The 13,907-nt window shown below is 44.8% G+C and carries 9 protein-coding genes and 1 tRNA gene; all 10 read right to left on the bottom strand.

All coding sequences use genetic code 11. The features are described from left to right. Positions 1-144 precede the first annotated feature (144 nt). Complete coding sequence (gene rpoC / locus KFK88_RS09175) at positions 145-4,371, bottom strand: DNA-directed RNA polymerase subunit beta' (RefSeq protein WP_223578782.1); 4,227 nt, start codon at positions 4,369-4,371, stop codon at positions 145-147. A gap of 99 nt (positions 4,372-4,470) precedes the next feature. After that, entirely contained in the window at positions 4,471-8,538 is a 4,068-nt protein-coding gene (gene rpoB / locus KFK88_RS09180) for a DNA-directed RNA polymerase subunit beta (RefSeq protein ID WP_223578783.1), read from the bottom strand. Positions 8,539-8,752: 214 nt separating this feature from the next. Further along, positions 8,753-9,130, bottom strand: a complete 378-nt coding sequence (gene rplL, locus KFK88_RS09185; RefSeq protein WP_223578784.1) for a 50S ribosomal protein L7/L12 — start codon at positions 9,128-9,130, stop codon at positions 8,753-8,755. 78 nt (positions 9,131-9,208) lie between these two features. After that, on the bottom strand, positions 9,209-9,739 hold the full coding sequence (gene rplJ, locus KFK88_RS09190) for a 50S ribosomal protein L10 (protein WP_223578785.1): 531 nt from the start codon (positions 9,737-9,739) through the stop codon (positions 9,209-9,211). A gap of 409 nt (positions 9,740-10,148) precedes the next feature. Next, entirely contained in the window at positions 10,149-10,844 is a 696-nt protein-coding gene (rplA, locus tag KFK88_RS09195) for a 50S ribosomal protein L1 (RefSeq protein ID WP_223578787.1), read from the bottom strand. 4 nt (positions 10,845-10,848) lie between these two features. After that, positions 10,849-11,277: a 50S ribosomal protein L11 gene (gene rplK / locus KFK88_RS09200; RefSeq protein ID WP_223578789.1), complete on the bottom strand. Its 429-nt coding sequence runs from the start codon at positions 11,275-11,277 to the stop codon at positions 10,849-10,851. A 128-nt stretch (positions 11,278-11,405) separates the two neighbouring features. Beyond that, positions 11,406-11,939, bottom strand: a complete 534-nt coding sequence (nusG, locus tag KFK88_RS09205) for a transcription termination/antitermination protein NusG (RefSeq protein ID WP_223578791.1) — start codon at positions 11,937-11,939, stop codon at positions 11,406-11,408. 10 nt (positions 11,940-11,949) lie between these two features. After that, positions 11,950-12,321 (bottom strand): preprotein translocase subunit SecE, encoded by a 372-nt coding sequence (gene secE / locus KFK88_RS09210; RefSeq protein WP_223578793.1) that lies wholly within the window; start codon positions 12,319-12,321, stop codon positions 11,950-11,952. Between the two features lie 78 nt (positions 12,322-12,399). Beyond that, positions 12,400-12,475, bottom strand: a tRNA-Trp gene (locus KFK88_RS09215). Between the two features lie 238 nt (positions 12,476-12,713). Next, positions 12,714-13,904, bottom strand: a complete 1,191-nt coding sequence (gene tuf / locus KFK88_RS09220; protein ID WP_223578778.1) for an elongation factor Tu — start codon at positions 13,902-13,904, stop codon at positions 12,714-12,716. Positions 13,905-13,907 lie beyond the last annotated feature (3 nt).

Genomic DNA, 13,907 nt, shown 5'->3' on the forward strand with positions numbered 1-13,907 from the left:
TCTATAATCTGGTTCACGCTTTACACAGCGCGCCGTTTAAGGGCGTCTTTTACAAGACCTAGTACCTAGGGCGCGCTATTCTAAAGAGGTCCTAATAGGTTGTCAAGCCTGCTCAATGATCAAAAACTGAACAGGCTCAGCACTTTAAGCCTCGCTATCTTCGATTGAGCTTAACTCTTCTGAAAGAGCTTGCTCAACGTCATCTGCTGACGGACCTACAACATCTTCGATTTGTAGTTCTGCAGCACGCTTGCGACGACGTTCTTCGTGGTATGTCAAACCAGTACCTGCTGGAATTAGACGTCCCACGATGACGTTTTCTTTCAAGCCATTCAAGTCATCCATCTTACCGCTCACAGCCGCTTCGGTAAGAACACGAGTCGTTTCCTGGAATGATGCCGCCGAGATAAACGATTCTGTTGCCAATGATGCTTTAGTAATACCCATCAATACACGCTCAAACTTGATAGGTTCTTTACCTTCTTCAGCTAACTTATCGTTTGCCTCAAGCACTCTGATGACTTCCATTTGATCACCTTTTAGGAAGCGAGAGTCACCTGGATCAGTAATAATACACTTACGCAACATCTGACGAATAACAACTTCAATGTGCTTATCGTTAATGCCTACACCTTGTAGACGATAAACTTCTTGAACTTCATTCACGATGTAACGCGCAAGCTCTGTGATTCCTTTAAGACGAAGAATGTCGTGTGGATTATCTGCACCGTCAGATACAACCTCACCCTTCTCAACTTTCTCACCTTCGAAGATGTTCAGTTGACGCCATTTCGGAATCAGTTCTTCATAGGTTTCGTCGCTGTCATGAGGAGTAATCACTAGACGACGCTTACCTTTAGTCTCTTTACCGAAGCTTACTGTACCTGAAATTTCAGCAAGAATTGCTGGCTCTTTCGGCTTACGAGCTTCGAACAGGTCGGCTACTCGAGGTAGACCACCCGTAATATCTTTTGTTTTCGAGCTTTCTTGAGGAATACGAGCAATCGCATCACCAATACTTACTTCCGCACCATCTTCCAAGCTAACGATTGCGTTAGTTGGCAAGAAGTAAACCGCAGGCATATCCGTACCTGGGATACACAACTCTTTACCTTTCGCATCTAACAATTTAATCGCTGGCTTCACGTCTGAAGACTTGCTGCCTGAACGTTGCTTGTTTTCGGTAATAACGATCGAACTCAAACCAGTTAGTTCATCCGTTTGACGCTCGATATTGACACCTTCAAGCATGTCCACGAATTGAATCTTACCGTCTAGCTCCGTAATGATTGGGTGAGTGTGCGGATCCCAGTTAGCAACAATGTCGCCACCTTTCGCTTCTTCACCTTCATTCTTCGCTAATACAGCACCGTATGGAAGCTTATAACGCTCACGCTCACGACCGAATTCGTCAACTACGTTCAATTCAGATGAACGCGATACGATAACTTGCTTGCCGTCTTTACGCTCAACAGTTTTAGCGTTCTTAAGACGTAACGTACCATCGTTCTTAATTTGTACGTTGTTATCAGCAGACGCACGAGATGCTGCACCACCGATGTGGAAGGTACGCATCGTAAGCTGTGTACCCGGCTCACCAATCGATTGCGCAGCAATAACACCAACCGATTCACCGTGGTTAATAATATGACCACGAGCCAAGTCACGACCGTAACATGCTGCACACACACCAGTACGAGTTTCACAGGTGATAACCGAGCGTACTTTAACTTCATCAACAGAGTTCTGCTCAAGGGTATCTACCCACTTCTCATCAAGTAAGGTCCCCGCTTCTGCTAGCACTTCGTCTGTACCTGGAACATAGACATGCTCTGCAACAACACGGCCAAGTACACGCTCACGTAACGGCTCAACAACGTCACCACCTTCGATCAGCGGCGTCATGTATAGACCATTTTCAGTGCCACAGTCTTCGGTAGTAATCACCATGTCTTGCGCAACGTCAACTAGACGACGCGTTAAGTAACCCGAGTTTGCTGTTTTCAATGCGGTATCGGCCAAACCTTTACGCGCACCGTGCGTCGAAATAAAGTACTGCGATACGTCCAGACCTTCCCGGAAGTTCGCGGTAATCGGCATTTCAATAATCGAGCCATCCGGTTTCGCCATCAGACCACGCATACCCGCTAGCTGACGAATCTGTGCGGCACTACCACGAGCGCCTGAGTCCGCCATCATAAAGATCGAGTTAAACGATGGTTGAGTAACCACTTCACCGTCTTTATTTTCAATATCATCGGTACCAATATGGTCCATCATCGCTTTTGCGACTTTTTCGTTCGTATGCGACCAGATATCGACAACTTTGTTGTAACGCTCGCCTTGAGTTACAAGACCTGAGTTAAACTGGTCTTGAATCTCAGCAACTTCAGCTTCTGCTGACTCGATAATGCCCGCTTTAACGTCTGGGATTGCCATATCTTCGATACCAACCGAAGTACCAGAACGAGTTGCGTACGAAAAGCCGGTATACATTAATTGGTCAGCAAAAATAACGGTCGCTTTCAAACCACGCTCGCGGTAACAGGTGTTTACCATGCGAGAGATAGCTTTTTTCGTCATTGCTTGGTTCACAAGATCGAAGCTAATACCTTCTGGTACGATGCCCCAAAGTAGTGAACGCCCAACAGTCGTTTCAACTAAATCTAATGATTCTGTACGATTACCTTCTTCATCGAAATGAACCATTGGTAGACGTACTTTAACTTTTGCGTGCAAATCTACAGCGCCGTTTGCGTAAGCACGTTGCACTTCGTCTGCATCAACGAAGACCATGCCTTCGCCTTTAGCATTAACACGATCACGCGTTAAGTAGTACAAGCCTAATACAACGTCCTGTGTCGGTACGATGATTGGCTCACCGTTTGCAGGCGAAAGAATGTTGTTGGTAGACATCATCAACGCACGAGACTCTAACTGAGCTTCTAGCGTTAATGGAACGTGAACCGCCATTTGGTCACCATCGAAGTCAGCGTTGTATGCCGTACAAACTAATGGGTGAAGCTGAATTGCTTTACCTTCAATCAGTACAGGTTCGAACGCCTGAATACCAAGACGGTGAAGTGTTGGTGCACGGTTTAGAAGAACTGGATGCTCGCGAATTACTTCTTCTAAGATGTCCCAAACAATTGGCTCTTCACGCTCAACCATTTTCTTAGCGGCTTTAATCGTCGTCGCTAGACCACGAAGTTCAAGCTTGCTGTAGATAAATGGCTTGAATAGCTCCAATGCCATCTTCTTAGGAAGACCACACTGGTGTAATTTTAATGTTGGACCTACTACGATCACCGAACGACCAGAGTAGTCAACACGCTTACCAAGAAGGTTCTGACGGAAACGACCCTGCTTACCTTTGATCATGTCTGCCAAAGATTTCAATGGACGCTTGTTAGAGCCTGTTATCGCACGACCGCGACGACCATTATCAAGTAGCGCGTCAACTGACTCCTGTAACATACGCTTTTCGTTGCGCACGATGATGTCAGGAGCGTTTAGGTCAAGAAGGCGCTTCAAACGGTTATTACGGTTAATCACACGGCGGTATAGATCGTTCAAGTCAGACGTCGCGAAACGACCACCATCCAGCGGTACTAATGGACGCAAATCTGGTGGAAGGACCGGCAATACCTTCATGATCATCCACTGAGGGTCGTTACCTGACTCAATGAATGCTTCTAATAATTTAAGACGTTTACTTAATTTCTTAAGCTTAGTCTCAGAGTTTGTAGATGGAATTTCTTCCTCACGGATTCTGTGCGCTTCTTCTTTTAAATCGATATGGTCCAGAAGTTCGCTAACCGCTTCCGCACCCATCTTCGCTTCGAAGTCGTCTCCAAATTCTTCCAACGCGTCAAGATAGCCTTCTTCGCTTAATAGCTGGCCAGTCTCAAGAGTTGTCATACCTGGGTCAGTCACTACGAACGCTTCAAAATACAACACACGCTCGATATCGCGTAACGTCATATCCATCAACATACCAATGCGGCTTGGTAGTGATTTCAAGAACCAAATGTGCGCCACAGGACACGCTAGGTCAATATGGCCCATGCGCTCACGACGAACTTTAGTTAACGTGACTTCAACACCACACTTTTCACAGATAATACCGCGGTGCTTTAAACGCTTATATTTGCCACATAAACACTCGTAATCTTTTACTGGGCCAAAAATTTTGGCACAGAATAAACCGTCACGCTCCGGTTTAAAGGTACGATAGTTAATTGTCTCAGGCTTTTTGACTTCGCCATAAGACCAAGAGCGGATTTGATCCGGTGATGCTAATCCAATTCGGATCGCATCAAACTCTTCGGATTGACTCTGCTGCTTAACTAAATTTAATAAGTCTTTCACAATCGTTCTCCTGCTGGAGTTAAAACCTTATCCTAATGGCTTCGGAGTATTGCTTATGCTCTACTCCGAAGCGATGGAGTTCTTTATTAGGCCGATGCCTTACTCGTCATGCTCAAGTTCAATGTTAATCGCAAGAGACTTGATCTCTTTCGTCAATACATTGAACGACTCTGGCATACCTGGTTCCATCTGATGATTGCCATCAACGATATTTTTGTACATACGTGTACGACCGTTAACGTCATCCGACTTAACCGTAAGCATTTCCTGAAGCGTATAAGCTGCGCCGTATGCTTCAAGTGCCCAAACTTCCATCTCACCGAAACGCTGACCACCGAACTGAGCTTTACCGCCCAATGGCTGCTGTGTAACAAGACTGTACGAACCAGTAGAACGGGCGTGCATCTTGTCATCAACTAAGTGGTTCAATTTCAGCATATACATGTAACCAACCGTCACCGGACGCTCGAATTTATCGCCGGTACGACCGTCGTATAACCACGTTTGACCTGTTTTCGGTAGCTCTGCTAAATCAAACATTGCATGAATGTCTGTTTCCGCAGCACCATCGAATACTGGCGTCGCCATTGGAACACCATTACGTAAGTTGCCTGCCATATTCATGACTTCATCATCAGAAAGTTCTGATAAATCCACGGCCTTATCATCACGGTGGTTATAAACTTTATTCAAGAATGTCTTAACCGTTTTTGGTGCTTTACCGGTATCTAGTAATTCACCGATTTTTTCACCAACACCTTTCGCAGCCCAGCCTAAGTGCGTTTCAAGCACCTGACCGATGTTCATACGTGAAGGTACGCCCAGCGGGTTCAAAACGATATCGACTGGAACACCTTTGTCATCGTATGGCATGTCTTCGACAGGAACGATGTTAGAAATAACACCTTTGTTACCGTGACGACCAGCCATCTTATCGCCAGGCTGGATACGACGTTTAACTGCTAGGTAAACTTTTACGATCTTCTGAACACCTGGTTGTAAATCATCACCTTGAGTGATTTTTACTTTTTGGATATCAAATTTCTTATCGTACTCTTTACGCTGCTCAGCAAGGTAGTTTGCTAAACTTTCCAGCGCTTGCTGCTTTTCTTCTACACGCAATTGAATATCTAAGTATTGCTTTGGTTCTAACTCGTCTAAATAGTCAACAGTCACTTTGCTGCCTTTCTTTAACTTGTTAGGGCCTTTTTCTGCAACACAGCCAGTAATTAAGTTACGTGCACGCTGATAGATGCTTTCCGCCAAAATACGAAACTCATCGTTAATGTCTTTCTTGGCGCGAGCAACTTCACTGTTCTCGATTTCTTTAGCACGCGCATCTTTCTCAACACCGTCACGAGTAAAGACTTGAACATCAATAACCGTACCGTGTGTTGAAGTACCAACGCGTAAAGAGGTATCTTTTACGTCAGAAGCTTTCTCACCAAAGATTGCTCTTAGCAATTTTTCTTCTGGCGTCAACTGAGTTTCACCTTTAGGTGTTACTTTACCGACTAAGATGTCACCCGGCTTAACTTCTGCACCAATATAAACAATACCTGACTCGTCAAGTTTGCTTAGCGCGCTTTCACCAACGTTCGGGATATCTGAAGTAATTTCTTCAGGACCTAATTTAGTGTCACGCGAAATACAGGTTAACTCCTGAATGTGGATACTGGTGAAGCGGTCTTCTTGTACCACGTTTTCAGAAATAAGGATTGAATCCTCAAAGTTGTAACCATTCCAAGGCATGAAGGCTACGCGCATGTTTTGACCTAACGCCAACTCACCTAAGTCAGTTGAAGGGCCGTCAGCTAATACATCGCCTCGCTCAATGATGTCCCCTTGCTTAACGATTGGACGTTGGTTAATACAAGTATTCTGGTTCGAACGCGTGTACTTGGTGAAGTTGTAAATATCAACACCAGAATCGTTGTCGCCTACTTCATCTTCATGAACACGGATAACGACACGACTCGCATCAACTTGGTCTACAACACCGCCACGCTTAGCAGCAACAACGACACCAGAGTCAACCGCTACTGCACGCTCCATACCCGTACCAACTAACGGCTTTTCAGCACGCAAGGTTGGAACCGCCTGACGTTGCATGTTCGAGCCCATCAATGCACGGTTCGCATCATCGTGTTCAAGGAATGGAATCATACTTGCCGCAACCGATACGATCTGTTGTGGCGAAACGTCCATATATTCAACTTGATCAGGCGTTGCAAGCATGAACTCACCTTGGTTACGAGAAGGTACTAGCTCATCGCTGAACTTACCGTCTTTATCCAAGTTTGCGTTTGCCTGTGCAATGATGAACTTACCTTCATCGATCGCTGACAAGTAGTCGACGTCTGCTGTTGGCTTGCCATCTTTTACACGACGGTATGGTGTTTCAAGGAAACCATAATCGTTAGTACGTGCATAACATGCCAACGAGTTAATCAAACCAATGTTTGGACCCTCTGGCGTCTCAATTGGACACACACGACCATAGTGAGTTGGGTGTACGTCTCGAACCTCAAAGCCCGCACGCTCACGCGTCAAACCACCAGGACCTAATGCAGAAACACGACGCTTGTGCGTGATTTCTGACAATGGGTTGTTTTGGTCCATAAACTGCGACAACTGGCTAGAACCGAAGAATTCTTTGACAGCCGCTGACACAGGTTTTGCGTTGATCAAATCTTGTGGCATTAAGTTTTCGCTTTCAGCTTGTGACAAACGCTCTTTTACTGCGCGCTCAACACGAACCAAACCAACACGGAATTGGTTTTCTGCCATCTCACCAACGCAACGAATACGACGGTTACCTAAGTGATCGATATCATCAACGGTACCGTTACCATTACGGATATCAATCAAGGTTTTCATGACATCAATAATGTCTTCGTTTGATAAAGTTCCTTCACCTTCGATTTCATCACGACCAACACGACGGTTGAACTTCATGCGTCCAACGCGCGACAAATCATAACGCTCTTGGTTGAAGAATAAGTTTTCAAACAAACCTTCAGCCGCTTCTTGCGTTGGTGGCTCACCAGGACGCATCATGCGGTAGATTTCTACTTTTGCTTCTAAAGCAGTCTTACTTGGGTCAATACGCAAAGTATCTGACATGTAAGGACCGTGATCTAAATCGTTGGTGTACAACGTAGGTAGATCACTAACATTTGCTTCGATTAGAGTCTCTAGTAACTCTTCAGTAATCTCTGCGTTAGCTTCAGCGATCACTTCACCAGAGTCTTTATCGATAATATCTGTCGCTAAAGCACGGCCATAGATGTACTCAGTCGGTACGTCTAATTTCTTAATGCCGGCTTTTTCCAGCTGTTGGATATGACGAGGAGTAATACGACGACCTTCTTCTACCACAACTTTGCTCTTCGCTTTGATATCGAAGGTTGCAGTTTCACCACGTAAACGAGACGGCACTAGCTCAAGCTGGATGCCACCATCTTTAGTAATGTAGAAGTTATTACGCTCGAAGAACATATCCAGCATATCTTGTGTTGAGTACTCTAGCGCACGCAAGATAATTGAAGCTGGTAATTTACGGCGACGGTCGATTCGCACGTATAGCATATCTTTAGGATCGAACTCGAAGTCCAACCATGAACCACGGTAAGGAATCACGCGAGCTTGGTATAACAACTTACCAGAGCTGTGGGTTTTACCACGGTCTGAGTCAAAGAATACACCAGGACTACGGTGTAACTGAGAAACAATAACACGTTCAGTACCATTGATGACAAAAGTACCGTTTTCGGTCATCAAAGGTAACTCACCCATGAATACTTCTTGCTCACGGATGTCTTTAACTTTCTTCGTCTTAGAATCTTTATCATAGATCACTAAGCGAATTTTTACGCGCAATGGCGCAGAGTAAGTAATGCCACGAATCTGACATTCCTTAACATTGAATACTGGCTCACCCATTGAGTAGCTTACGTACTCAAGAGCAGCATTACCTGAATAGCTTTCGATAGGGAAGATCGATTTGAACGCAGAGTCCAAACCAGAATCGTTATCGCCTTTTGGCTCAAGGAATTCACGGTATGAATCCAATTGAATTGCCAACAGATAAGGCACATCGAGAATTTTTGAACGTCGACCAAAATCCTTGCGGATTCGTTTTTTCTCAGTGTAAGAATATGCCATTTGGGTTCCTCGGCTCGCTAACTTTAACTCGTTTTAGTTTTGTCTCTTTTGAGACAAACTCTCGTGGCTTTCGCTCTTTTAAGAGACTGCAACCTGAGAGAAAATGCGGCTCTCGCCACCTACCGTTTTTTAACGGCAAAAAGGCCGGTGACAATGTCACCAGCCATTTTGGATCATTTGCTGTCGTTAATTGACACCAAGCAATAATTGGTTATTACTTGATTTCAACTTCAGCGCCAGCTTCTTCCAATTGCTTCTTAACGTCTTCAGCTTCGTCTTTCTCAACGCCTTCTTTAACAGCAACAGGAGCGCCTTCAACCATTTCTTTAGCTTCTTTCAAGCCAAGACCAGTGATGCCGCGGATAGCTTTAATTACAGCTACTTTGTTACCGCCGAAGCTTTTCATAACTACGTCAAATTCAGTCTGCTCAGCAGCACCACCAGCGTCGCCGCCAGCTGCTGGACCAGCTACTGCAACTGCTGCAGCTGCTGATACGCCGAATTTTTCTTCCATTGCTTCAACAAGTTCAACAACGTCCATTACGCTCATTTCAGCAATAGCGTTTAAGATATCATCTTTAGATAGAGCCATTTTCAGTCTCCTGGGTATTTAATTTCAAAAATAAATAAAAATTTAAACTACGATCTAACAGTATTCGTAGTGAAAATATTAAGCTGCTTCTTGCTTCTGATCGCGAACAGCTGCCACTGCACGAGTAACTTTGCTTGGTACTTCGTTGAAAGTACGAGCAAGTTTCGTAACAGGTGCAATCATTACGCTCATTAGCGACGCAAGCGCTTCGTCTCTTGTTGGTAGTGCAGCGATAGCGTCTAAACGCTCTGGACCGTGCATTTCACCAGCAATAGACAAACCAGTTACTTCTAGTAAGTCATTCTCTTTTGCGAAGTCTTTGAAAAGACGCGCAGCCGCACCAGGTGCGTCGATTGAGAATGCATAAACTAGAGGACCAGTTAGTGCATCTTGCATACAAGCGAACTCTGTATCTTCAACAGCGCGACGAGCTAACGTGTTACGAACAACACGCACATAAACGTTGCTTTCACGTGCTTTCACGCGAAGCTCAGTCATTTGCTCTACTGTTAAACCGCGGTACTCAGCAATAACGGCTGAAAGGGCTGTCTTTGCTACTTCGTTTACCTCAGTAACAATCGCCTTTTTGCCTTCTAGTCCAAGTGCCACTAGTTCACCTCCGATTGTTTCAAACCTTACCGAAGTTCGGCTTGAGTTACAGTTTTGATAAGGCAAGCCTTATCCTTTGAGTCACGGTGAACGATTCCACTATAAAAGTTTCATCAGGTCTCACCGTCTGCGTAGGCTTGAGAGCTATCGCTCGTTGGATTAAACCAACTCATCGTTGTCCTTCTTCTCTCTACCAAAGTATCTCTACCCTAGTAATCTTCAGAAGCTGACGACTCGTCAGTACCTACGGTCTTTGACGGTTCCCTGAATTGCTTTTAAAACCCAGGAAACCCAAAGCCTTGTTTTGAAATAAACGCAACTGTCTATTTCAAGTATGTTTAAGCGATCCCTACTTAAACAAAATTAATCAGTCTTACAGTACTTTTCTTAAAGATTCTCTTTGAAAGAATTAGTCTTTAAGAGAGATTGAAGACTTATCAAGTGTTAAACCAGGTCCCATCGTTGAAGATAGAGAAATCTTCTTCAAGTAAGTACCTTTTGATGAAGCCGGCTTAGCTTTCTTAAGCGCCATTAATAATGACGTTAAGTTTTGCTCTAGCTGCTCAGAGCTAAAGCTTACTTTACCGATTGCAGCATGAACGATACCGTTCTTGTCTGCGCGGTATTGAACCTGACCCGCTTTTGCATTTTTAACAGCCGTTGCAACATCAGGAGTTACCGTACCCACTTTAGGGTTTGGCATTAAACCTTTAGGACCTAAGATTTGACCTAGTTGACCAACCACACGCATAGCGTCTGGGCTAGCGATAACCACGTCAAAGTCCATGTTGCCTTTCTTAACTTCTTCAGCTAAATCTTCCATACCAACAACGTCAGCACCGGCTTCTTTAGCAGCGTCAGCGTTAGCAGTGAATACTGCGACGCGAACGTCTTTACCAGTACCATTAGGAAGCACTGTTGCGCCACGAACCACTTGGTCAGACTTACGAGGGTCGATACCAAGGTTTACCGCAACTTCTAAGCTTTCGTCGAATTTCACGCTAGACACGTCTTTCAATAAGTCGATCGCTTCTACCGCTGAAAATACTGTGCGCTCGCCAACTTTCTCGTTGATTGCGCGAATACGTTTACTTTGCTTAGCCATGGTCTTATACCTCCGCGTCGACGCCCATAGAGCGTGCTGTACCAGCGATCGTACGAACTGCAGCGTCCATATCAGCTGCTGTTAGATCTGGTTCTTTCATTTTTGCAATTTCTTCTAATTGCTCACGAGAGATTTTGCCCACTTTCTTAGTGTTAGGCGTACCACTACCAGATTTAACACCGATTGCTTTTAGAATTAATACTGCCGCAGGAGGAGTTTTAGTAACGAACGTAAAACTACGATCGTTATAAACTGTAATTACAACTGGAATCGGAAGACCTTTTTCAACCTTCTCTGTTTCAGCGTTAAATGCTTTACAGAATTCCATGATGTTCACACCGTGCTGACCTAGTGCAGGACCAACTGGTGGACTTGGGTTTGCCATACCGGCACCAACTTGTAGCTTAATATAAGCTTCGACTTTCTTAGCCATGTTTCACCTCAATATGGGTACAAACGCTATTACTAGCTCCCCGTTTTGCAAAGACAAAAAAGCGCTCCCCAGACTTGGCTACCTTTAAGTAGACCAAACAGAGATCGCTTTATGTTTAAATTTCGTGCCTAGCCTTTTTCGACTTGGCTGAATTCCAATTCTACAGGAGTTGAGCGCCCAAAGATAGACACAGACACCTGTAAGCGGCTTTTTTCGTAGTTTACTGACTCTACGACGCCATTAAAGTCAGCGAAAGGTCCGTCGGTAACGCGCACCATTTCACCAGCTTCAAACAATACTTTCGGTTTCGGCTTATCATTTCCGTCTTCAAGACGGTTAAGAATCGCATCAGCTTCTTTCTTAGAAATTGGCGCTGGACGATCAGACGTACCGCCAATAAAGCCCATGACACGAGGCGTGTTACGCACCACTTGCCACGTTTCTTCGTTCATGTCCATTTCGACAAGAACATAACCTGGGAAGAACTTGCGCTCACTTTTGCGCTTTTGTCCTGCACGCATTTCAACGACTTCTTCAGTCGGAACCAGCACTTCACCAAAGCTATCTTGCAAACCAGCAAGCTCAATTCGCTCCTGAAGCAAGTTTTTGACTTTGTTTTCATAGCCTGAGAAGGCCTGAACTACGTACCAGCGTAATGCCATGCGACGTCTCCTAACCCAAGATTGGCTGTATTAAGAAGCTATTAATTAACCAGTCAAGCAACCACAAGAAGGCACCTAGAATGATAATCATGATGATAACCACGATTGTCATACGAGTGGTCTCATTGGTTTTTGGCCAAATAACTTTTCGTAATTCGGTACGAGCGCCTTTAACAAACTGCCAAAAACCTTTACCTTTAGCAGTCATCATAGCCACTGCGATTGCAATAACAACCGAGGCGATAACAATACCAGCACGAATCAAGATAGATTCTTCAGCAAGAACGTTAAACGCATAAATACCGCCAAACAATATAGCGAATGCGACGATCCACTTCAAAGAATCAAGTTTTGATGGTTCTGTATTTGCTTGTGCACTCATGAAATAAACCTTTATCAACAGCCACTTATCTTACATTGACGCTTTCTTAACCTTGAAAATGTCACCCACGGAAAGAAGTGGCAGGCCAGGAGGGACTCGAACCCCCAACTTTCGGTTTTGGAGACCGACGCTCTACCAATTGAACTACTGGCCTTTAAACTGATTGTCTAAAATAAGGCCGTGAATTATACAATGTCTCTGTCGAATTGCAATTCTTTCTTGGCAATTTCTGCAAAGAAAGTCTTTTACAAAGAAACTGTATAAAAAACGGTACTTTAGGTCATAAACCTCATGTCGAAATGTTTATGATCTACTGCCTAAAATCAATTTCTAGGGCTTTCATAAAAAAGGGCACCGAAGTGCCCTTTAAAACTTGCTGTGACTCTAAAATCTTATTCGTGGATTTTAGATACAACACCCGCACCTACAGTACGGCCACCTTCACGAATCGCGAAGCGTAAACCTTCGTCCATCGCAATCGGTGCAATCAGCTCAACATCCATCTTGATGTTGTCGCCTGGCATAACCATCTCTACGCCTTCCGGTAACTCTACAGCACCCGTTACGTCAGTTGTACGGAAGTAGAACTGTGGACGGTAGCCTTTGAAGAATGGTGTGTGACGACCACCTTCATCTTTCGACAATACGTAAACTTCTGCTTCGAAACGTGTGTGAGGTGTGATAGTACCAGTGTGTGCCAATACTTGACCACGCTCTACTTCGTCGCGCTTCGTACCACGTAGAAGAACACCTACGTTATCGCCTGCTTCACCTTGGTCAAGCAACTTACGGAACATCTCTACGCCAGTAACGGTTGTCTTCGTCGTATCTTTGATACCAACGATTTCAATCTCTTCACCAACTTTTACAACACCGCTTTCAACACGGCCTGTAACTACCGTACCACGACCTGAAATCGAGAATACGTCCTCAATCGGTAACAAGAATGGCTTGTCTACTGCACGCTCTGGCTCTGGAATGTAAGTATCTAGAGCTTCACCTAAAGCGACAATCGCTTCTTTACCTAGTGGACCTTGGTCACCTTCCAAAGCTTTCAACGCTGAACCTCGGATGATTGGCGTGTCGTCACCTGGGAATTCGTATTGGTCTAGAAGTTCACGCACTTCCATCTCTACCAACTCTAGTAACTCTTCGTCGTCTACCATGTCGCACTTGTTCAAGAAAACAACAATCTTCGGTACACCTACCTGACGTGATAACAAGATGTGCTCACGTGTTTGTGGCATCGGGCCGTCTGCTGCTGAACACACCAAAATAGCGCCGTCCATCTGTGCAGCACCGGTGATCATGTTTTTAACATAGTCAGCGTGGCCTGGGCAGTCTACGTGTGCGTAGTGACGTGCTGGTGTTTCGTACTCAACGTGTGACGTCGCGATAGTAATACCACGCTCACGCTCTTCTGGAGCGTTATCGATGTCTGCAAATGCTTGTGCTGCACCACCGTACACGTCTGCTAGTACTGTACAAATCGCCGCCGTCAAAGTAGTTTTACCATGGTCTACGTGACCAATCGTTCCTACGTTTACGTGCGGCTTATTACGTTCAAATTTCTCTTTAGCCATTTT

Source organism: Kangiella taiwanensis (assembly GCF_020005165.1).
Classification (GTDB): domain Bacteria; phylum Pseudomonadota; class Gammaproteobacteria; order Enterobacterales; family Kangiellaceae; genus Kangiella; species Kangiella taiwanensis.